Raw genomic sequence first — 21,059 nt, 5'->3', positions numbered from 1 at the left:
GACCACATGTCCCCGCTGCGACGGGCGTGCACGCGCCGCGGGGCGCGCCGGTCGACCCCGGTGTCGCCGTGGCGCGGCCGCCCCGGGCCGCGCCGGCGTCGCCGTGCGGGGACAATGGGTGCGTGATCGTCCTCGCAGCAACGCCCATCGGCAACCTCGGGGACGCCTCGCGCCGTCTCGTCGAGACCCTCTCCAACGCCACGGTCGTCGCGGCGGAGGACACCAGGACCGCCATCCACCTGATGCGCGCCCTCGGCATCGAGAACCGTCCGCGGCTCATCGCCCTGCACGAGCACAACGAGCGGGCGAAGGCGTCCGAGGTCGTCGAGCTCGCCCGCGACGAGGACGTCGTGGTCCTGACCGACGCGGGCATGCCCGCGATCAGCGACCCCGGCTTCCCGCTCGTCGAGGCCGCCGCGGCCGCCGGGGTCACCGTCACCGCCCTGCCCGGGCCGTCGGCCGTGCTCATGGCGCTCGCCGTGTCCGGGCTGCCCACCGACCGCTTCACGTTCGAGGGGTTCCCGACCCGCAAGGCCGGCGAGCGTCGCCGGGTGTTCCAGTCGCTGGCGGGGGAGCAGCGGACGATGGTGTTCTTCGAGTCGCCGCACCGGCTGGCCGAGACCCTGGCGGACATGGCCGTCGGGTTCGGGGGCGACCGACGCGCCGCGGTCTGCCGTGAGCTCACGAAGCTGTACGAAGAGGTCCGCCGTGGGCCGCTGGACGAACTCGTCGCGTGGGCGTCCGAGGGTGTGCGGGGTGAGATCTGCATCGTCGTCGCCGGCGCCGCGGAGGCCACCGAAGAAGCCACGCTCGACGACGGCGTGCGCCTGGTGCTCGAGCGGGTGGCCGCCGGCATGCGCATGAAGGAGGCCGCCGCGGCGGTCGCGGACGCGACCGGGCTGTCGAAGCGGGACCTCTACGAAGGGGCGCTCGCGGCGCGCTGAGCGGGGCTCGTCACGTTCGCGTCCGCCGGTCTGGAGGCGCGGGGCGGGCCCGTCACGGGCCTCCCGGACCCGGTTCTCCACAGTCCACCGCCGCACGCGTCATCAGGGTTCGGTGCGCCCGTAGGATGGTCCGCATGTCCGCCGGGTCCTCGTTCAGCATCACCACGCCGATCTTCTACGTGAACGACGTGCCCCACATCGGGCACGCCTACACCGAGGTCGCCGCGGACTTCCTCGCACGCTGGCACCGGCAGCGCGGTGACGACACCTGGCTGCTCACCGGCACCGACGAGCACGGGCAGAAGATCCTGCGCACCGCCTCGGCGAACGACGTCTCGCCCAAGGAATGGGCCGACCGGCTGGTCAACGACGCCTGGAAGCCACTGCTCGACACGGTCGACGTCGCGAACGACGACTTCATCCGCACCACTGACGAACGGCACGAGCGCGGCGTGACGGCGTTCCTGCAGAAGCTGTACGACGACGGCTTCATCTACGCCGGCGAGTTCGAGGGCTTCTACTGCGTGGGCTGCGAGGAGTACAAGCAGCCGAGCGACCTGGTCGCCGGTACGGGTGCGTACGAGGGCCAGCAGGTCTGCGCGATCCACTCGATCCCGGTCGAGGTGCTGGCCGAGCGCAACTACTTCTTCCGGATGTCCGACTTCGAGCAGCGCCTGCTCGACCTGTACGAGTCGAACCCGCTGTTCATCCAGCCGGAGAGCGTCCGCAACGAGATCATCTCGTTCGTCAAGCAGGGGCTCCGCGACCTGTCGATCTCGCGTTCCAGCTTCGACTGGGGCATCACGATCCCGTGGGACAGCGACCACGTGCTGTACGTGTGGTTCGACGCCCTGCTCAACTACGTCACGGCGCTCGGCTACGGCACCGACGACGACGAGGCCTTCAAGCGCCTCTGGCCGAGCGTGCACATCGTCGGCAAGGACATCGCCCGCTTCCACGCCGTCATCTGGCCGGCGATGCTCATGGCCGCCGGGCTGCCCGTGCCGGAGCGCGTCTTCGGCCACGGCTGGCTGCTCGTCGGCGGCGAGAAGATGTCCAAGTCGAAGCTGACCGGCATCGCGCCGTCCGAGATCACCGACACGTTCGGGTCCGACGCCTTCCGCTACTACTTCCTGCGCGCCATCACCTTCGGGCAGGACGGCAACTTCAGCTGGGAAGACATCTCGGCGCGCTACCAGGCCGAGCTCGCGAACGGCTACGGCAACCTGGCGTCCCGCCTGGTCGCCATGCTGCAGAAGTACTGCGACGGCGAGGTCCCGGCGCGCGGCGAACTGACCGAGTCCGACCAGGCGATCGACGCGCTGGCCGTGTCGGTCACCGAGCGTGCCGACGCCGCCATCGCCGCCTTCGCCCCGCACGAGGCGATCGCGAGCGTGTGGGAGCTCGTCGACGCCCTGAACGGGTACATCACCGAGCAGGCGCCCTGGGCCCTGGCGAAGGACGACGCCAACCGCGAGCGCCTCGGCACGGTCCTGACCACCGCGCTCCGCGGCCTCGGCACCGTCACCGTCCTGCTGTCCCCGGTCATGCCGAAGGCGACCGAGAAGCTCTGGGCCTCGATCGGCGCCGGCGGGTCCGTCGCCGAGCAGCGGGTCGACCGCGCGTACGACTGGCAGGGTGCGTCGCACGTGGTGCCGCTCGAGAGCGGGCTGTTCCCCCGGATCGAGCAGGTCTCCGAGTGACCGACGCCGAGTCGCACGTCCGGTCCCGCGGTGACGGGGCGTCCGGTGGCTCGAAGCGCGACCTGACGTACCCGCCGCTGCCGCAGGCGCTCGTCGTTCCGGTGTACGACAACCACACCCACATGGAGATCGCCGACGGCGTCGGCGACGGGGGTGACGGTCCGCTCGAGTACCGCGAGCACCTCGACCGTGCCTCGAGCGTCGGCGTGCGCGGTGTCGTGCAGGTCGGCACCGACCTCGCCACCTCGGAGTGGTCCGCGTCGATCGCGGCTCGGGAGCCCCGGGTCCTGGCGGCCGTCGCGCTGCACCCGAACGAAGCGCCCGTGCTGCAGGAGCAGGGGCTGCTCGACGAGCACCTCGCTGGCATCGAGCGTCTTGCTGGGCTGCCGCGGGTCCGGGCGATCGGTGAGACCGGCCTCGACTTCTTCCGCACCGGCGAGGACGGCCGTGACGCCCAGGTCCGTTCGTTCGAGGAGCACATCCGCATCGCGAAGGAGCACGACCTCGCGCTGACGATCCACGACCGCGACGCGCACGACGCCGTGGTCGAGGTCCTCGACCGCGTGGGGGCTCCGGAGCGCACCGTCTTCCACTGCTTCTCCGGCGGCCCTGACCTCGCCCGGCTCTGCGCCGAGCGCGGCTGGTACATGTCCTTCGCCGGCACCGTGACGTTCAAGAACGCCGCACTGCTGCGTGAAGCCCTGGTCGTCGCCCCGCGGCACCTGATCATGATCGAGACCGACGCACCGTTCCTGACGCCCACCCCGTTCCGTGGCCGCCCGAACGCGCCGTACCTCATCCCGCTCACCCTGCGGTCGATGGCGGAGACGCTCGGCACGGATGCCTCGATGCTCGCGGCCCAGATCGCCTCGAACACCGAGCTCGTCTACGGCGCGTGGGACGCCGAGCCCGTGACGGTGGAGGAGTAGTCGTGGGTGCCCTGCTCGGCCCGGCGGAGATCCGGGAGCTCGCGGCCGAACTCGACGTCACCCCGACGAAGAAGCTCGGGCAGAACTTCGTGCACGACGCCAACACCGTGCGGCGGATCGTGTCGGTCGCCGGTGTGACCCCGTCGGCACGGGTGCTCGAGATCGGGCCGGGGCTCGGTTCGTTGACGCTCGGGCTCACCGAGACCGGCGCCCCCGTCACCGCGGTCGAGATCGACAAGCGCCTGGCCGCCAAGCTCCCGTCGACGGTGTCGTCGATGCAGCCGGACGCCAGGCTGACGGTCGTGCAGCAGGACGCCATGACCGTCGCCGCCGCGGACCTCGACGTCGAGCCGACGCACCTCGTCGCGAACCTGCCCTACAACATCTCCGTGCCCGTGCTGCTGCACCTGCTCGCGACCTTCCCGTCGATCGAGCGGTCGCTCGTCATGGTGCAGGCCGAGGTCGGGTACCGGCTCGCCGCCGGTCCGGGCAGCAAGGTCTACGGTTCGCCGAGCGTCAAGGCCGCCTGGTACGGGTCGTGGAGCACCGCCGGGTTGGTCAGCCGTCAGGTCTTCTGGCCGGTGCCGAACGTCGACAGTGTCCTGGTGGCGTTCGACCGGCACGAGCCCCCGGGTGACGAGCTCCTGCGGTCGCGGGTGTTCACGCTGGTGGACGCGGCGTTCCAGCAGCGGCGCAAGATGCTGCGGCAGAGCCTGTCCGGGGTGCTCGGCGGCAGTGCGCACGCGTCCGAGGTCCTGACGGCGGCGGGCATCGACCCGACCGCCCGCGGCGAGGCGATCGGTGTGGACGACTTCGTGCGGCTCGGGCGGACGGTCCTGGCGGCCGCGGAGTAGCTCGTTCCTCGCCCGGCGAAGGGTGCGCAGCTGGCGCGTCGCCTGCGAGCCAGCCGACCGCGATGGTGCGAGGTTCCGTGTTCCGTGCGAGCCGAAGTGCCTCGCACCGAACACGGAACCTCGCACGGTGCGAACGCCGGCGGGCCGCCCGACTCAGTGCTCGCGGGACGCCATCATCTCGAGGATCTGCTGGTGGTTGCCGTTCCGCTCGGCGAAGCGCAGCGGGTGCACGTTCTGCACCAGGATCTCCGGGGCAGCGCCGGACTCGATGAGCGCCATGACCTCGTCGGCGAAGGCGTCGAGCGGCATCCCACCGAAGTCGGCGCCGCCCATCAGGTCGGTCATGACGGCCGGCGGGGCGAGCTCGAGCACCTCGAGCGACGACCCCACGAGCTGCTGACGGAGGGCCTGCGTGTAGGCGTGCACACCGGCCTTCGTCGCGCTGTACGTCGGTGATGCGGTGAGCGGGACGAACGCGAGACCGGAGGTGACGGTCATCAGGGTGGCCGAGGGCTGGGCGAGCAGGTGCGGCAGGAACGCGTCGATGAGGCGGATCGTGCCGACCAGGTTCGTCTGGACGAGCTCGAGGGCGTCGTGGATGTGCTCGGGGTCGCGGAGGTCCTCGTCGCGCATGATCCCGGACATGGTGATGAGGGCATCGAGCGACGGGTACGCCTCGAGCACCGAGGTGGCGGCGGCTTCGATGGACGCCGCGTCGGCGACGTCGATCTGCACGGTGCCGAAGCCGTGCTCGGTAGCGAGGGAGTCGAGGAGCGCCTGGCGGCGGCCGCCGATGACGACGGTGCTGCCGGCGGCCTGCAGGCGCTGGGCGAGCGCGAGACCGATGCCCGAGGTCGCGCCGGGGATGAAGACGGTGGAGTTCGTGATGTCCATGACCACCACGATGCTCCGTGGACAGGGTCGCAACCAGAGCGCGGTCATCGGGGGATCGGCGATCCCTGGCACCCGTGCAGGAAGCGGACGATGATCGACCCATGGACCGTGCCGCGCTCGCCGACTTCCTCCGCCGTCGCCGTGAGCTGCTGCGCCCCGAGGACGTCGGTCTCGGGCAGGGTCCACGACGCCGGACCCCGGGGCTGCGCCGTGAAGAGGTCGCTGCCCTCGCCGGCATGTCCGTCGACTACTACACGCGACTCGAGCAGCAGCGCGGTCCGCAGCCGTCCGAGCAGATGATCGCCGCGATCGCCCGGGCCCTGCGGTGCAGCCTCGACGAGCGCGACCACCTGTTCCACCTGTCCGGGCAGAACGCCCCGACCCGGATGCACCGCGCCGACCACGTCGACCCGGCGATCCTGCGGGTGCTCGACCGGCTCGAGGACACCCCGGCGATCGTCGTCAGTCACCTGGGCGAGACCCTGGTCGAGAACCGGCTCGCGGCGGCGCTCCTCAGCAGCTCGGTCGGCTTGCCGGGCAACCGCCGGTACCAGGCGTGGCGGTGGTTCGTGACGGGTGAGGAGCTCACGAAGTACGCACCCGAGCAGCACGAGCGGCTGGGTCGGGTGGTGGTCGCATCGCTCCGCGCGGCTGTCGGGCTCGCGGGTCCGGGCGACCGTCGGGCGACCGAACTCATCGCCGAGCTGCAGACGCGCAGTGCCGAGTTCCGCGACCTCTGGGCCAAGCACGAGGTGGCCACGCGCTGGTCGGACAACAAGACGATCGTGCAGCCGGAGCTCGGCCGCATCACCGTCGACTGCCAGGTGCTGCACACCGACGACCAGGCGCAGGCACTGCTGCTGTTCACGGCGCCTCCAGGGTCGGAGGACGCGCAGAAGCTCGAGCTCCTCGGCGTCGTCGGACAGCAGACCTTCGCCGGCTGACACTGCGCACGGTGCGGGTTCGCTCGGCTCGTGCGAGGTTGGTCGACCCCGCACGGTGCGAGGTTGGTCAGCCCGTGCATCGTTGACCGCTCGGTGCCGCCCTACAGTCCGTCACCGAGCGACCAACCTCGCACCGACCGGACAAGCGCGCACCGTGCACCCCGCACCCCGCCCGCCCCGAGAAGCAACGCCACGTCACACACTTGGGCACGTGCGGTATACCGTGCCTAGGGTGGGGGCGTGAGCACTCCGCGCGTGTACGTCATCCACGAGAACCCCGAGTGGTTCCCCCCGCTCGCCGCTGCCTTCGAGGCCGAGGGTGTCCCGGTCGAGGAGATCCTGCTGACCGAGGGGCAGATCGACCTCGCGGCCGAGCCGGCACCCGGCGTCTACTGGAGCCGCATGTCCGCGAGCTCCCACACCCGCGGCCACGAGCACAGCAAGGAGTACACCCGGACGATCCTCGGCTGGCTCGAGCGTGCCGGCCGCCAGGTCGTCGGCGGCAGTCACGTGCTCGAGCTCGAGGTGTCGAAGGTCGCCCAGCACGGGCTCCTGCAGCAGGCCCGCTTCGACGTGCCGCGCACGACCGCCGTGTTCGGCACGACGACGCTCAAGGACGCCGCTCGCACCTTCACCGACGGGCAGGACGTCCCCTTCATCACGAAGCACAACCAGGGCGGCAAGGGCCTGGGCGTGCGGCGGTTCGACTCGCTCGCCGAGTTCGACGCCTACGTCGACAGCCCCGAGTTCGAGGCCCCGGTCGACGGCATCACCCTGCTGCAGGAGTACCTGACGGCCCGCGAGCCCTTCATCACCCGCGTCGAGTTCGTCGGCGGCGAGTTCGTGTACGCGGTCCGCGTCGACACCAGCGCCGGCAGCTTCGAGCTCTGCCCCGCCGACGCGTGCGAGGTGCCGCAGGTCATCGCGGGTGCCGTCTGCGACGTGCCCGGCACCGAGACCGTCGGCGCGCCCCCGGCGTTCGCCGTCCGGACCGAGATCACCGCCGAGCACCCGCTGGTCCAGCAGCTCCGCACGTTCCTCGCCGACCAGCGCATCACCATCGCGGGCGTCGAGTTCATGGAGACGACGGACGGCCGCACCGTCGTCTACGACATCAACACGAACACGAACTACAACCCCGCGGTCGAGGAGTCCGCGCCGGCCTCCGGCCCGCGCTCCATCGCGAAGTACCTCGGTGGGCTGCTGGAGACGCAGTACGCGGCGCAACTGACGGCCTGAGAACACAAGAACCACCGGACAGGAGGCCCGTGGCGGGCCCGCCACGGGCCTCCCGTCCGTTCCGACGCCCCTTCCGGGCGAACCCCACCTCCCCAAGGAACTCACCCCGTGCGATTCGGATACTGGACCCCGCTCTTCGGCGGCTGGCTGCGCAACGTCGACAACGAGAACATGCCGGTCACCTTCGACTACGTGAAGCGCCTGGCGCAGCGCGCCGAGCGGATCGGCTTCGACCTGACGCTCGTGCCGGAGCTCAACCTCAACGACATCAAGGGCACGGCGGCGCCCTCGCTCGAGGCGTGGTCGCTCGCGGCGGCGATCGCGGCGACGACCGAGCGCCTGGAGATCATGGCGGCGATGCGTCCCGGGTACCACCTGCCCGCGGTGACGGCGAAGCAGGCGGCGACGATCGACGACATCTCGTGCGGCCGGTTCACCTTCAACGTCGTGAGCGCCTGGTGGGCGGAGGAGGCGAAGCAGTACGGCGGGATCTTCTCGGAGCACGACGACCGGTACAAGCGCACCGCGGAGTTCGTCGAGGTCATGAAGGGCCTGTGGCGCGAGACCCCGTACTCGTTCTCGGGCGAGTACTACGACATCGAGAACGCGCACCTCGAGCCGAAGCCCCGCGTGACGCCGCGCATCTACGCCGGTGGGGAGAGCGAGGCCGGCAAGGCCGCGATCACCGGGTACGCCGACGCCTACGTGACGCACGGCGGCACGGTCGAGGAGCTCCGCGCGAAGATCGACGAGATGAAGCAGCGCCGCGTCGACGCCGGTCTGCCGCCGTTCGAGGCGTTCGGCATGGCCGCGTACGTCATCGTGCGCGAGACCGAGGAAGAGGCGCAGGCCGAGCTCGCCCGGATCACCGACGTGCAGCACGGCAAGGCGTACGAGTCGTACCAGGACTTCATCTCGAAGTCGCAGCTCGAGCACGTGCCCTCGCTCGAGGACTACTCGGTGTCGAACCGCGGGCTGCGCCCCGGGTTCGTGGGGACGCCGTCGCAGGTGGCCGACCGCATCCGGGAGTTCGAGGACGCCGGGGTCGACACGCTCCTGCTGCAGTTCTCGCCGCAGCTCGAGGAGATGGACCGGTTCGGCGAGCAGGTCATCCCGCTCGTCCGGCAGTCGGTCGGGGCGCAGTCCTGATGGGTGCCACGCCGACCAACGCCGAGGACGGCTGGGCGTTCGAGACCCGCCAGATCCGCGCCGGCTTCAAGGCCGACCCGGGCTGGGGCGCGAACGTGCCGCCGATCGCGCAGAGCGCCGCGTACGTCTACCCGTCGGGCGAGGACGCGGCCGCGCGCTTCATGCTCGACGCTCCCGGCCACACCTACACGCGGGTGAACAACCCGTCGGCGGCAGCCCTCGAGCGCCGGATCGCCGACCTCGAGGGCGGGATCGGTGCGCTGGCGCTGGCGTCCGGGCAGGCGGCGACGTCGCTGGCCGTGCTCGGTGTCGCACGCGCCGGTGACCACGTGGTGTCGAGCGCCTCGCTGTACGGCGCGACCTACACGCTGTTCGCCTCGACCCTGCGGGACCTCGGCATCACCTTCACGTTCGTGCAGGACCCGACCGACCTGTCCGAGTGGGCGGCGGCGGTGCGTCCGGAGACGAAGGCGTTCTTCGGCGAGTCCATCCCGAACCCCCGCGGGGACGTCCTGGACTTCGCCGGGGTGGCCGGGGTCGCACACGAGGCCGGTGTGCCGCTCATCGTCGACAACACCATCGCGACGCCGTACCTGGTGCGCCCGATCGAGCACGGCGCCGACATCGTCGTGCACTCCGCGACGAAGTACCTGGCCGGACACGGCAGCGCCATCGCCGGGCTCATCGTCGACAGCGGGAACTTCGACTGGGCCGCGCACGCCGACGCCTACCCGCAGCTGGCCTCGACCGAGCAGTCCGGGTTCGCGAACACGAACTTCGCCGAGAAGTTCGGGCGACGGGCGTTCATCCAGCGCACCCGCTCGAAGCTGTCCGCCGACCTCGGGCCCGCGATCGCACCGTTCAACGCGTTCCTGGTGCTGCAGGGCATCCAGACGCTGTCGCTCCGCATGGACCGGCACGTGTCGAACGCCGCCACCGTGGCGAGCTGGCTCGACGCGCACGACCAGGTCGAGCACGTGCACTACGCCGGCCTGCCGGACTCGCCGTGGCACCACCTGCAGCAGCGCTACGTGCCGAAGGGGCCGTCGGCCGTGTTGTCGTTCGACCTGGCCGGCGGTGTCGCCGCGGGTCGCCGGTTCGTGGCGGCGCTCGAGCTGTTCGACCACGTCTCGAACCTCGGTGACGTCCGATCGCTCGTCGTGCACCCGGCATCGACCACCCACGTGCAGATGACCTCGGCCGAGCGAGCGGCCGCCGGGGTGGGGGACGGCCTCATCCGCCTGTCGATCGGCCTCGAGCACATCGACGACATCACCGCGGACCTGGCGCGGGGGTTCACGGCAGCCGCAGCGGGATAGGTTGGGCGCATGACCACGTTGGCCGCACCGACCCGCGTGCGGACGCGCGCCCCCGGCAAGATCAACGTGTTCCTGTCCGTCGGGGCGCTGCAGGACGACGGCTACCACGACGTCGCCACGGCGTACCAGGCGGTGTCCCTGTACGAGGACGTCACCGCCGAGGCCGCCGACGACTTCTCGGTCACCTTCACCGGTCCGATCGACACGAGCACCGTGCCGGTCGACGAGTCGAACCTGGCCATCCGTGCGGCCCGGCTCGTGGCCGACGCGGCCGGACACCGCGGCGGCGTGCGGCTGACCATCGACAAGCAGGTGCCCGTCGCCGGCGGCATGGGCGGTGGCTCCGCGGACGCCGCGGCGACCCTGCTCGCCGTCGACACACTCTGGGGCACCGCGCTCGGTCGCGAAGAGCTGCTCCGGCTCGCCGCACAGCTCGGCGCCGACGTGCCGTTCGCCTTCGCGGGCGGCACCGCCGTCGGCACCGGTCGCGGCGACGAGCTGAGCCCGGCGCTGGCCAAGGGCGAGTTCCACTGGGTCCTCGCCCTGAGCGACGACGGGCTGAGCACCCCGGCCGTCTACCGTGCGCTCGACGAGCACCGGGAGCGGTACCGCGCCGACATCTCCCCGGCGCCGTCGCACCCCGTGGTCGAGGCGAACGTGCTGCAGGCCCTGCGCGCGGGTGACCCCGACCTGCTCGCCGACTGTGTGCACAACGACCTACAGGCACCGGCCATGCGCCTGCAGCCCCGGCTCGCGGCGACGCTGGAGCTCGGCGAGAAGTCCGGTGCCCTGGCCGGTCTGGTGTCCGGCAGCGGACCGACCGTGGCGTTCCTGGTCGGTGACCGTGATGCGGCGCTCGAGCTGCAGGTCGAGCTCAGCGCCGCCGGGCTCGTCGCACTCCGGGCCACCGGTCCGGTGCACGGCGCACGCGTGGTGCACTGACCCGACGCCCCGGCACAGCCGTCGGCGGTTGGACCGCCACCGTCAGCGGTTGGACCGCCACCGTCAGCGGCTGTACTTCCAGAGGATGACCGTGCCCGTGTGCCAGTAGCGCACGACGTGGAACCCCTCGGCCACGAGCGTGTCGGTGACCTGCGGGCGGATGTTCCGTGACTTGCCGCCGACGAACCACACGGTGTCGATGCCGGAGATCCGCTGGGGCACCGTCGTCGCGATGTCCCCGTTGACGTTCCAGAGCTGCCCGCGTTCGGCACCGGTCTCGGCGACGGCGAGGTCGCGCATCCCGGTGAAGGCCTCGGGGTAGGAGTCGGCGATGACCTGCGCGGTGGTGCCCGGGTGCTCCCAGACGCTGCCGAAGACGACGCCCTCGTTCTGGTCGGTGCGCCGGTCCCGCTCGCGCTCGATGATCGCCGCCGCGTTCGCCCAGTGCGAGTCCTGCTTCGCGTGGGGCAGCCGGACGATCGTGCTCGTCGGTGCCGACACGAGCAGCATCCCGACGACCGCGAGCGCCAGCCACCGCCGGGGTCGGATCGCCGTGATCGCCAGGCCGATGAGCAGCGCGACGAACGGCAGGCTCAGGCTGGCGTACTTCGGGGAGTACAGGTGCTCCCCGGCCGCGGTCGCGCCGACGAGCAGTGCGGTGGGCAGGATCGTCAGGGGGACGGCGACGCGGACGGCCTGCATCCGCAGCAGGTCACGGGCGGCGGGGGAGGGGCGTCGGGTGGCCCGGACGGCGAGCACGACGCCGACGATCATCAGCGCCCACCCGAGCACCGCGTACGGCCAGACGGCACCGAACCAGGCGGTCGCGACGACCTGGCGCACGGTGGCCCACCCGACGCCGGTGATCCATCCGACCTGCTTGGCCTGCCCTGCGGCGAGGACGATGAACGGCGACACCACGATCGCGGCCCCGACGGCGGCGACGCCCCAGCGCACGAACGCGGCGCGGTCGACCATCGGCGCGGCCACCGGACCGCTGCGCTGCGAGAGCACAGCGTCGCGACGTGCGGCACGGTCGGCGACGGCGGTCCAGAGGAGCACGACCCCGTGCGCGACGACGGCCAGGGCCAGGTAGACGTTGAACAGCACGGCCACCACGGCGAGCAGGCCGTAGACGACCCACCACCGGGTCGCGTGGTGCCCGGTCCGGGTGCGCCGGACCGCGGTGATCCCCACGAGGGTCAGCGCGACGGCGAAGGTCGTGACGGTGGCGTACGGGCGCCCCTCGGTGCCGGCCCAGGCGACGCGCGGCAGGACCAGGAACACGATCCCGGAGACGACGCCGAGCCGCACCCCGCCGAGACGACGGCCGAGCGCGACGACGAGGCCGGCGGACACCCCGATGGCCAGCGCGCTCGGGAACCGGAGCGTGAACGGCGAGTACCCGACGAGCGTGAACCAGACGTGCATCACGGCGTAGTACAGGCCGTGGACGGCGTCGACGTTCTGCAGTTCGGCCCAGAGCGCCGGCCAGCTGCGCTGTGCGCTCGCGATGGTCGCGGCCTCGTCGTACCAGACCGACGGCACCCAGCTGAAGGCCGCTGCGACGACGACGCCGAGCGCGCCGACGGTGATCTCGGGGGTCCGTGCGAGGGCTCGGACAGCCGCCACGACGAGCCCCAGCGAGCGCGCGCGCACCGACGCGTCCGACGTCGTGCGTCGGACCGGGACGGTACCGGTGCGCGGGGAACTCACGCCCGCGACCGTACCGATCTGCTCTGGGGATCCGCCGCGTCCGGGCGCTGAACTCTCACATGCAGGAGTTCGGTGCGACGGGCCAGAATGACGGGATGGAACCCCTCGTCGCCCCCGCCACCGCGCTCTCCCCGGGGCGGACGCAGCTCGGATCGCGGACCGCCGCGCTCGCCGACGTCGGGGTCACCGGGCTGCGACGCCTGGCCACATCGCGCATCCTCGTCGTCGGGGCAGGCGGGCTCGGGGCGCCGGTGGTCGCGTACCTCGCCGGGATCGGTCGGCTCACGGTGGTCGACCCCGACGTGGTCGACGCCTCGAACCTGGCCAGGCAGACGCTCTTCACCGCCGCGGACGTCGGCTCGCCGAAGGCGCAGGTCGCGGTCGCCCGGGCCGTCGCCGTCGACCCGGAACTCGACGCGGTCGCCGTGGTCGGGTCGTTCACGCCGGACCTGGTCGCCGGACACGACGTCGTGGTCGACGCCGCCGACTCGGTCGTGGTCACCCGGGCCGTCTCGGACGCCTGCGCCGCAGCGGGCGTGCCGTTCGTGTGGGGCACCGTGCTCGGCCACGACGGGCAGGTCAGCGTCTTCCGCGACGCCGGGCAGGACGGCGTCGACTTCCACGACCTGCACCCCGTCGCGCTGCCCGACGAGGGCTCGTGCGCCCTGGACGGCGTGGTCCCCGCACTGTGCGGTGCGGTCGGTGCGGTGATGGCAGGACAGGTCTTCGCGTTGGTCACCGGCAGCGGCGACCCGCTGCTCGGACGCGTGCTGACCGTCGACGCCCGCCGGTGGCGCTGGACGGAGAGCCCCGTCCGTCGCGGACCCGCTTCGCGTCGACCGGCACCTGCTGGTGCCTCCGCGACGCCGCGCATCGCGCCGTCCGCCCTGGCCGCCAGGGTGGCGGACCCGTCGGACCCGCTGGTCGTCGTCGACGTCCGGACCGACGAGGAACGCGCGTCCGGCGTGGTCGCCGGTGCCGTCACCGACGACCCCGGTTCGGACGAGGTCGTCGTCTACTGCGCACGCGGCCCCCGTGCGGACGCGTGGGCGGCGCGGCAACCGGCCGGGAGGCGCGTGACGGTCCTCGACGGCGGCTTCGAGGCCTGGCGTCGCGAGGGGCTGCCCGTGGCGATCGAGCACCGGTCCTGACCCAGCCCGGTCACCTCCACCGCCCCTGCCGCCGCATCCGCGGATAGGATCGGTGGATCATGACGCAACTGCGGGTACGGGACGCTGCGGCCTTCCTCGGGATCAGTGACGACACCGTTCGTCGGCTCGTCGACGCCGGCACCTTCACCCGTGCCACGGACGACGCGGGGCGAGCCGTGGTCGACGGTCGCGAGGTAGCTGCCTACGCACGGGAACGCAGTTCCGAGCTGACCGACCCGGCGTCCGCGGTGAAGAGCTCGGCGCGCAACCGCTTCGTCGGGATCGTCACCGACCTGGTCGTCGACACCGTGATGGCGCAGGTCGAGCTGCAGTGCGGCCCGCACCGCGTGGTGTCCCTGATGAGTGCCGAGGCCGTCCATGACCTGGGGCTCGAGGTCGGGTCCGTCGCGGTGGCGTCCGTGAAGGCCACGATGGTCGCGGTCGAGGCACCCGCCCACCAGGAGGACCCCCGATGATCCGTCGTTCCCGCTCGCTGCTCGTGCCCTTCGCCGTCGTGGCGACGCTCGGCCTGTCGGCGTGTTCCACCGCCGACGCTCCGGCGGGGTCGTCGCCGTCCTCGTCGTCGAGCGCGGACACCGAGGTGTCGGGGTCGATCACCGTGTTCGCGGCGGCGTCCCTCCAGAAGACGTTCACCACGCTCGGCAAGCAGTTCGAGACCGCGAACCCCGGTGCCTCGATCCGGTTCTCGTTCGCCGGCTCGAGCGACCTCGTCACCCAGATCCAGAACGGTGCCCCCGCCGACGTGTTCGCGTCCGCCGACCAAGCGAACATGGCGAAGCTGTCGTCGACCGACCTGGCGAGCGGTTCGCCGCGGGACTTCGCGACGAACGTCCTCGAGATCGCCGTCGCACCGGGCAACCCGAAGGGCATCACGGACCTCGACGACCTGACGGCTCCGGGCGTCCAGCTCGTCACGTGCGCCGCCCCGGTGCCGTGCGGTGCCGCGACGGCGAAGGTCGAGTCCGCATCGGGCGTCGATCTCGAGCCGGTCAGCGAGGAGCAGTCCGTCACCGACGTGCTCGGCAAGGTCGAGTCCGGGCAGGCCGACGCCGGACTCGTCTACGTGACGGACGTCCGAGGAGCCGGCGGGAAGGTCGACGGCGTCCCGTTCGACGAGTCGGGCAAGGCCGTCAACACGTACCCGATCGGCGTGCTCCGGGAATCCGAGGACCCGGAGCTCGCGCAGGCGTTCTCGGAGTACGTCCGCTCCGCCGCCGGGCAGCGCGTGCTCGCCGACGCGGGCTTCGGGAAGCCCTGACCCGTGGCTCCCCGCGCTGACGGACGGCCGCCGGTCGCATGGTGGCTCCCGCTGCCCGCGGTGCTCGGCGGGCTGTTCGTCGTCGTGCCGGTGCTCGCGATGCTCGGCCGGGTGGACTGGTCGTCGTTCGTCGGGCTCGTGACCTCCACCGCGTCACTGAACGCGCTCGGGCTCAGCCTCGGCACGGCGCTCGCCGCCACGGGCGTCGCGTTCGTCCTCGGGTACCCGCTCGCCGTGCTGTTCGCGCGGTCACGGTCGCGCTGGGTCGGCGTCGCACGTGCCGTCGTGCTCCTGCCGCTCGTGCTGCCGCCGGTGGTCGGCGGCCTCGCGCTGCTCGCGGCCTTCGGTCGGCTCGGGGTGGTCGGGGCGTTCCTCGACGACCACGGCCTGCACATCGCGTTCACCACCACGGCGGTGGTCATCGCGCAGACCTTCGTCGCGATGCCGTTCCTGGTGTCCTCGGTCGAGGGCGCGCTCCGTGTCGAGGGTGACCGCTACGAACGGGTCGCCGCGACCCTGGGCGCCGGACCCACCCGGACCTTCCTGACCGTCACGACGCCGCGGGTCCTGCCCGGCATCGTCTCGGGGCTCGTCCTCTGCTTCGCCCGGGCCCTCGGCGAGTTCGGGGCCACCCTGACCTTCGCCGGCAGCCTGCAGGGGGTCACCCGGACCCTGCCGCTCGAGGTCTACCTGCAGCGCGAGGTCGACCCGGACACTGCGGTGGCCCTGGCGGTCGTGCTCGTCGTGGTGGCCGTCGTCGTCATCGGCGCCTCGTCGTTCCGCACCCGCGGAGCCCTGGCGTGACGGCCGAGGGTGCGGTGGGCGTCCGGGCGCACGTCGTCGTCGGGTCGCGGGACGTCGACGTCGCGATCGAGGTCCGCGCGGGGGAGTGCCTGGCCGTCATCGGGCCGAACGGTGCGGGCAAGTCGACGGTGCTCGAGGCCCTGGCCGGGCTGCTGCCGATCGACGCCGGACGGATCGAACTCGACGGGGTGCAGGTCTCGAGCCCACGGCACGCCGTCCCCACGCACCGTCGTCGGGCCGGACTCGTCGCGCAGCGGTCCGACCTGTTCCCGTTCCTCGACGTCGTCGGGAACGTCGCCTTCGGGCCCCGTGCGGCCGGAGCCGGTCGCGCCGCGGCCCGGCAGCTCGCCCGCGACGCGCTCGACGCCGTCGGGGTCGCCGACCTGGCCACCCGCGACCCACGCACGCTCTCCGGTGGACAGGCGCAACGCGTCGCGATCGCCCGCGCGCTCGCCACCGACCCGGCGGTGCTGCTGCTCGACGAACCGACCTCGGCGCTCGACGTCGGCGCGCAGGACGAGGTCCGCGCGGCACTCCGGACCGCTGTCGCCGGCCGGCCCGCGGTGCTCGTCACGCACGACCCGGTCGAGGTCGTCGCACTGGCCGACCGCGTCGTCGTGCTCGAGGGCGGACGGGTGGTCGAGCAGGGCACCCCCGCTGCCGTCCTCGGCCGTCCGACGAGTGCGTTCGCCGCGACGTTCTCCGGACTCGCGCTGGTGCACGGGACCGCCACCGGGGGCGGGATCGCGATCGACGGCGGGGGCGAGCTGGCGTCGGGGGCGCACGCCGTGCCTCCCGGCCGGCCCGCCCTGGCCGCCTTCCACCCGACGGCCGCCGTGCTGACGCGGGACGGTGCCGGAGCCGCGCGCACCGTCTCGTCGCTCGAACCGCGCGACGGACTGGTGCGGGTGCGGGCCGGTGACCTGGTGGCGGACCTGACGCTCGCGCGGCTGACCGCGCTCGGGATCGCCCCCGGCGACGCGGTGCGCATCGACGTCCCCGCAGCCGAGGTGGCGGTCTACGCGCCCCGTGGTTGAGACAATGGTCGGATGACCTCCTGGTTCCCCAAGGTGTGGCCCGTGGCCACGCCGATCCTGGCGGCCGTCGTGCTCGCGTTCTCGTACGGCCGCTACGGGCTCGGCACCGCCGTGGTGGTCATCGTCGCCGTCGTGCTCGCGGTCACGGTGCTCGCCGCTGTCCACCACGCCGAGGTCGTGGCGCACCGCGTGGGGGAACCCTTCGGCTCGCTCGTGCTGGCCGTCGCCGTGACGATCATCGAGGTCGCGCTCATCATCTCGCTGTCGAGCTCGGGCGGTGCGCAGGCCGAGACCCTGGCGCGCGACACGGTGTTCTCGGCGGTGATGATCACGATGAACGGGCTGGTCGGCCTCGCGATCCTGATCGGCACCCTGCGGCACAACACCGTGCGCTTCAACCAGGAGGGCGCGAGCGCCGCGACCATGACGGTGGCCGCGCTCGCCGTGCTGACCCTGGTGCTGCCGACCTTCACCACCGGCACCGACGACGCGTCCTTCACCGGCACGCAGCTCGTGTTCGTCGCGATCGCGTCACTCGTGCTCTACGGGCTGTTCGTCGTCACGCAGACCGTGGCGCACCGCGACTTCTTCCTGCCGGTCAACCGTGCCGGCGGGGTGCTCGTCGAGTCCGAGGACGCCCACGCCGCACGCCCGTCCGGTCGCACCACGATGGTGTCGCTCGGGCTGCTCGTCGTCGCGCTCGTCGCCGTGGTCGGGCTGGCCAAGGTGGAGTCGCCCGCGATCGAGGCCGGGGTCGCCGCCGTCGGGTTCCCGCCGTCGTTCGTCGGTGTCGTGATCGCGCTGCTCATCCTGCTGCCGGAGGGCATCGCGGCGTCGAAGGCCGCCGCACGGAACCGGATCCAGACGAGCCTGAACCTGGCGATGGGGTCCGCGATGGCGTCGATCGGTCTGACGATCCCGTCGATCGCGGTCGCGTCGCTGTTCATGCCGGGGACGCTGCTGCTCGGGCTCGGGCCGTCGCAGATCGTGTTGCTCGCGCTGACGATCGTCGCGGCGGTGCTCACCGTGCTGCCCGGTCGTGCCACTCGGCTGCAGGGTGGGGTGCACCTGGTGATCTTCGCCGCGTTCATCGTGCTGTCCGTCTCGCCGTAGGGCGGGGCGGGGTCGGGCTGGTTCGGCGCGGGCGAGTCGCGGGGCTGGCTGCGGCAGGTCGTTTCGGGCGTACCTGGTCGAATCGGGCGTACCTGGTCGGAAGTTCGCACCAGGTATGCCCGGAAGCACCAGGCATCGCGGGTGTTCTGGGAAGGAACGGGCGCGGGGCGCGCGGGCGCGGGGTCGAGTCGGGCGTACCGGCTCGAGTCGGGCGTACCAGGTCGAATCGGGCGTACCTGGTCGATTCGGGCGTACCTGGTCGAATCGGGCGTACCTGGTCGAATCGGGCGTACCTGGTCGAATCGGGCGTACCTGGTCGAATCGGGCGTACCTGGTCGGAAGTTCGCACCAGGTATGCCCGGAAGCGCCAGGTATCGCGGGCGTTCTGGGAGGGAACGGGCGTACCGCTCAGCCGCCGAACTCAGCCGCCGAACTCAGCCGCCGAACTCAGCCCCCGGCGAAGGGCGGCATGACGTCGACGACCTCGACACCGTCGAGCGAGGTCGCCCGGTCGCGCGTGGTCACGCCGTCGACCAGGTACGAGCAGCGCTCCTGCAGCGCACTCCATCGCGCAGGGTCCACGACGTCGATCGCGCCGAGGGCGGCCTCGATGGTGGGGCCCGACGTGGTCAGCGAGTCGACGCCCACGGCAGCGCGGGCAGCGGCGAAGAACCGGATCGTGGTCATGCCTCAGCCGCCGATCGCGCTCATGCCGCGCGTCGGGTGCACGAGCTCGTCGCTGTCGTCACCGTGGTCGCGCGGCTTCGCCCACATCGCGAGCCGCCAGAGCTCGGCGACCTGGTCGTCGTCCGCCCCGGAGCGCATCGGCCCCAGCACGTCGGTCTCCTCGTCGGAGAAAAGGCAGCTGCGCACGTGCCCGTCGGCGGTCAGCCGCGTGCGGGTGCAGTCGGCGCAGAACGACTCGGTGATGCTCGCGATGATCCCGACGGTGCCGAGCGGCTGCCCGGTGACGGCGTCGTGCACGCGGTACCGCTCGGCCGGGGCGCCGTCGCGCGGGGCGTCGTCCGGCGTGAGCACGAACGACGTCGCCAGCAGCGCGCGGGTCTCGGCGGCGGTGATCATCTCGGTGCGGTCCCAGGCGTGGTCGGGGTCGAGGGGCATCTGCTCGATGAACCGCAGCTCGTAGCCACGCTCCAGGCACCAGCGGAGGAGTTCCGGGGCGGCCTCGTCGTTGATGCCGCGCAGCAGCACCGCGTTCACCTTGATGTCGAGTCCGGCGTCGTGCGCGGCCGACAGCCCGGCGATCACCTTGTCGAGGAACGGTCGGCGGGTCACGGTGGTGAAGACGTCGGGGTCGACGGTGTCGAGCGACACGTTCACGCGCCGCAGCCCGGCGTCGTACAGGCCCTGGGCGCGGTGCGCGAGGCCGATCGCGTTCGTGGTGAGCGACAGCTCCGGGGCGTCGGGCAGCGCGGCGCACCGGGCGATCACGTCGACCAGGTCGTGCCGGAGCATCGGCTCCCCGCCGGTGAACCGGACCTTGCGGACGCCGAACCGCGACGAGCCGATCCGGACCAGCCGCTCGATCTCGGTCGCCGTCATCAGGGCCTCGTCGGGGGCGAACGGCAGCCCGGCCGCGGGCATGCAGTACGTGCAGCGGAGGTTGCAGCGCTCGGTCAGCGACACCCGCAGGTCGACGGCGCGACGCCCGAAGCGGTCGACGAGCCCGGCGGGAGCCGGGTCCACGGAGCCGGTCGTGCCGAGCAGGATCGCGGGTGCCATGGTCGTCAGCGTACGTGTTCCACGCGCCGGAACGTCAGCCGCTCCCACCACCGTCGCCACTGCGACCGCTCCGTGCGCAGCAGCGTGACGACCACGATGACCGCCACGGCCGCGAGCAACCACCACCGGTAGGCGTCCGCCGACGGCCACACCCCGCGCAGGGCGATGGCGAGTCCGATCGACAACCACTCCCACCGCCCGGACAGCACCACGAACGGGATGAGCAGCAGCGCGTACCAGGGGTAGCGCGGTGTCACGGCGAGGAACGTCACGCCGATCATCAGGACCTCGCCGGACCACGGCCGCGCCGGGTCGGACAACCGCCACGCCACGAACGCCGCCAGCAGCACCAGGAGCCCCACCACCAGGGTCGCCGCGTCGCCCTTGACCACGAGCGACACCAGCGCGAAGCGGGAGCCGTCCTCGTAGCCCTCCTCGCTCAGGTAGCCGGGCAGGTACCCGAGCACGTCGAGCCCGGTCGTCAGCACGTAGGGCACGTAGAGCAGCCCGAACACGGCGATGCCGATCGGGATCGCCCACCATGCCCGCCCGCGGCCGAGCAACGGTGGGTACACGATCGCCGGGATGAGCTTCGTCGCGGTCGCGGCCCCGAGCGCGATCCCGCCCCAGATCGGCCGGCCGAACGCGACGAGCACGACCCCGGCCGTGGCGAGGGCGGCGCCGACGACGTCGACGTGCGAGTTGGTGACCGCCTCGGACGCGACGAGCGGCGACCAGGCCCAGAGCGCCGCCCACCAGGTCGGACGGCCGATGCGGCGGAGCACCAGGACGAGCCCGACGGTCACACCCAGCGACACGAGCAGCCCGGCGACCTGGAACGGCAGGTACTGCGCGGTCGCCGGCACGAAGAACCGCACCGCGGCGAACCACAGCTGCGCCATCGGCGGGTAGATCGTCGTGACGTCCGGCCGGTTGATCGCGGTGCAGTGCCCGTCCGCGCCGTCGCCGAGCCCGCGGAACCGGGGCTTCAGCGGATCGCACGTGCCGTCGACCTTGTCGGGGAACAACCAGTCGGGTCGGAGACCGGACAGTGCCGCGGACTGGGGGGTGTGCGCGTACGGTGAGACACCGGCATGCTGGACGATGCCGTCCCACGCGTACCGAGCGGAGTCGGTGCTCGTGTTGGGCGGGCCGACCAGCGCGGCGATGCCGATCACCACCGCTCCGCCGATGACCATGGTGGTCATCCACCGGACGGGCACGAAACGCACCGCGAGCACGGCGATCACGAAGACGGTCCAAGCGATCAGCGTCCACGCAACGAATGCAGAACGATGG

20 protein-coding genes are annotated in these 21,059 nt (G+C 72.1%); 15 read left to right on the top strand and 5 right to left on the bottom strand.

The window, feature by feature from the left end; genetic code table 11:
- Positions 1 to 122: 122 nt before the first annotated feature.
- The 4 genes from rsmI (at position 123) to rsmA (ending at position 4,430) form a co-directional block, all read left to right on the top strand.
- On the top strand, positions 123 to 944 hold the full coding sequence (gene rsmI, locus DEJ05_RS05625) for a 16S rRNA (cytidine(1402)-2'-O)-methyltransferase (RefSeq protein ID WP_111030770.1): 822 nt from the start codon (positions 123 to 125) through the stop codon (positions 942 to 944).
- Between the two features lie 134 nt (positions 945 to 1,078).
- Positions 1,079 to 2,647, top strand: coding sequence for a methionine--tRNA ligase (gene metG / locus DEJ05_RS05620; protein ID WP_111109960.1), 1,569 nt, complete (start codon positions 1,079 to 1,081; stop codon positions 2,645 to 2,647).
- The gene (locus DEJ05_RS05615; protein WP_111109959.1) at positions 2,644 to 3,576 is read left to right on the top strand and encodes a TatD family hydrolase; all 933 of its coding nucleotides are present in this window, start codon (positions 2,644 to 2,646) and stop codon (positions 3,574 to 3,576) included. The genes metG and DEJ05_RS05615 overlap by 4 nt, the downstream gene beginning before the upstream one ends.
- A 2-nt stretch (positions 3,577 to 3,578) precedes the next feature.
- Entirely contained in the window at positions 3,579 to 4,430 is an 852-nt protein-coding gene (rsmA, locus tag DEJ05_RS05610; protein ID WP_111030773.1) for a 16S rRNA (adenine(1518)-N(6)/adenine(1519)-N(6))-dimethyltransferase RsmA, read from the top strand.
- Positions 4,431 to 4,583: 153 nt separating this feature from the next.
- Here the strand turns inward: rsmA and DEJ05_RS05605 are convergent, their stop codons facing one another.
- Positions 4,584 to 5,324 carry an SDR family oxidoreductase gene (locus DEJ05_RS05605; protein ID WP_111087864.1) on the bottom strand — a complete coding sequence of 247 codons (741 nt, stop codon included), beginning with the start codon at positions 5,322 to 5,324 and terminating at the stop codon, positions 4,584 to 4,586.
- A 101-nt stretch (positions 5,325 to 5,425) separates the two neighbouring features.
- On the opposite strand from DEJ05_RS05605, the gene DEJ05_RS05600 reads away from it, so the two are divergent.
- The 5 genes from DEJ05_RS05600 to DEJ05_RS05580 all read left to right on the top strand — a co-directional run bounded on the left by DEJ05_RS05600 (position 5,426) and on the right by DEJ05_RS05580 (position 10,917).
- Positions 5,426 to 6,268 carry a helix-turn-helix transcriptional regulator gene (locus DEJ05_RS05600; RefSeq protein ID WP_111047264.1) on the top strand — a complete coding sequence of 281 codons (843 nt, stop codon included), beginning with the start codon at positions 5,426 to 5,428 and terminating at the stop codon, positions 6,266 to 6,268.
- A 240-nt stretch (positions 6,269 to 6,508) separates the two neighbouring features.
- The gene (locus DEJ05_RS05595) at positions 6,509 to 7,507 is read left to right on the top strand and encodes a RimK family alpha-L-glutamate ligase (protein ID WP_111109958.1); all 999 of its coding nucleotides are present in this window, start codon (positions 6,509 to 6,511) and stop codon (positions 7,505 to 7,507) included.
- A gap of 108 nt (positions 7,508 to 7,615) precedes the next feature.
- Positions 7,616 to 8,656, top strand: coding sequence for an LLM class flavin-dependent oxidoreductase (locus DEJ05_RS05590; RefSeq protein ID WP_071406522.1), 1,041 nt, complete (start codon positions 7,616 to 7,618; stop codon positions 8,654 to 8,656).
- Positions 8,656 to 9,975 carry an O-acetylhomoserine aminocarboxypropyltransferase/cysteine synthase family protein gene (locus DEJ05_RS05585; RefSeq protein WP_111047262.1) on the top strand — a complete coding sequence of 440 codons (1,320 nt, stop codon included), beginning with the start codon at positions 8,656 to 8,658 and terminating at the stop codon, positions 9,973 to 9,975. The genes DEJ05_RS05590 and DEJ05_RS05585 overlap by 1 nt, the downstream gene beginning before the upstream one ends.
- Positions 9,976 to 9,984: 9 nt before the next feature.
- Positions 9,985 to 10,917, top strand: coding sequence for a 4-(cytidine 5'-diphospho)-2-C-methyl-D-erythritol kinase (locus DEJ05_RS05580; RefSeq protein WP_027466065.1), 933 nt, complete (start codon positions 9,985 to 9,987; stop codon positions 10,915 to 10,917).
- Positions 10,918 to 10,980: 63 nt separating this feature from the next.
- Here the strand turns inward: DEJ05_RS05580 and DEJ05_RS05575 are convergent, their stop codons facing one another.
- On the bottom strand, positions 10,981 to 12,633 hold the full coding sequence (locus DEJ05_RS05575) for a glycosyltransferase family 39 protein (RefSeq protein ID WP_111109957.1): 1,653 nt from the start codon (positions 12,631 to 12,633) through the stop codon (positions 10,981 to 10,983).
- 95 nt (positions 12,634 to 12,728) lie between these two features.
- Between DEJ05_RS05575 and DEJ05_RS05570 the strand changes: the two genes are divergently transcribed.
- Genes DEJ05_RS05570 through DEJ05_RS05545 form a run of 6 tightly spaced genes read left to right on the top strand, consistent with a single transcriptional unit; the run spans position 12,729 to position 18,017 of the window.
- Positions 12,729 to 13,784 (top strand): ThiF family adenylyltransferase, encoded by a 1,056-nt coding sequence (locus tag DEJ05_RS05570; RefSeq protein ID WP_181440664.1) that lies wholly within the window; start codon positions 12,729 to 12,731, stop codon positions 13,782 to 13,784.
- A gap of 59 nt (positions 13,785 to 13,843) precedes the next feature.
- Positions 13,844 to 14,260, top strand: a complete 417-nt coding sequence (locus DEJ05_RS05565) for a molybdopterin-binding protein (RefSeq protein WP_111087245.1) — start codon at positions 13,844 to 13,846, stop codon at positions 14,258 to 14,260.
- On the top strand, positions 14,257 to 15,063 hold the full coding sequence (gene modA / locus DEJ05_RS05560) for a molybdate ABC transporter substrate-binding protein (RefSeq protein ID WP_111087246.1): 807 nt from the start codon (positions 14,257 to 14,259) through the stop codon (positions 15,061 to 15,063). Before DEJ05_RS05565 ends, modA begins: the two co-directional genes overlap by 4 nt.
- Positions 15,064 to 15,066: 3 nt before the next feature.
- Positions 15,067 to 15,867 (top strand): ABC transporter permease, encoded by an 801-nt coding sequence (locus DEJ05_RS05555; protein WP_111087247.1) that lies wholly within the window; start codon positions 15,067 to 15,069, stop codon positions 15,865 to 15,867.
- Positions 15,864 to 16,904, top strand: coding sequence for an ABC transporter ATP-binding protein (locus DEJ05_RS05550; protein WP_258373736.1), 1,041 nt, complete (start codon positions 15,864 to 15,866; stop codon positions 16,902 to 16,904). Before DEJ05_RS05555 ends, DEJ05_RS05550 begins: the two co-directional genes overlap by 4 nt.
- A gap of 12 nt (positions 16,905 to 16,916) precedes the next feature.
- On the top strand, positions 16,917 to 18,017 hold the full coding sequence (locus tag DEJ05_RS05545) for a calcium:proton antiporter (protein ID WP_111109955.1): 1,101 nt from the start codon (positions 16,917 to 16,919) through the stop codon (positions 18,015 to 18,017).
- A 447-nt stretch (positions 18,018 to 18,464) separates the two neighbouring features.
- On the opposite strand, the gene DEJ05_RS05540 is transcribed toward DEJ05_RS05545, so the two are convergent.
- The 3 genes from DEJ05_RS05540 to DEJ05_RS05530 are packed head-to-tail and all read right to left on the bottom strand — an operon-like array spanning position 18,465 to position 21,010.
- A complete protein-coding gene (locus tag DEJ05_RS05540) occupies positions 18,465 to 18,704 on the bottom strand; it encodes a MoaD/ThiS family protein (protein WP_111029838.1) in 240 nt (79 codons plus the stop codon).
- A 3-nt stretch (positions 18,705 to 18,707) separates the two neighbouring features.
- The gene (moaA, locus tag DEJ05_RS05535; protein WP_111029839.1) at positions 18,708 to 19,760 is read right to left on the bottom strand and encodes a GTP 3',8-cyclase MoaA; all 1,053 of its coding nucleotides are present in this window, start codon (positions 19,758 to 19,760) and stop codon (positions 18,708 to 18,710) included.
- Between the two features lie 5 nt (positions 19,761 to 19,765).
- Complete coding sequence (locus DEJ05_RS05530) at positions 19,766 to 21,010, bottom strand: glycosyltransferase family 87 protein (RefSeq protein WP_181438068.1); 1,245 nt, start codon at positions 21,008 to 21,010, stop codon at positions 19,766 to 19,768.
- Between the last annotated feature and the right edge of the window lie 49 nt (positions 21,011 to 21,059).

This window comes from Curtobacterium sp. MCLR17_045 (assembly GCF_003234405.1).
Lineage (GTDB): Bacteria > Actinomycetota > Actinomycetes > Actinomycetales > Microbacteriaceae > Curtobacterium > Curtobacterium flaccumfaciens.
Note: the sequence above shows the minus strand (reverse complement) of the source record. Positions and strands in the feature narration are given on the sequence as shown.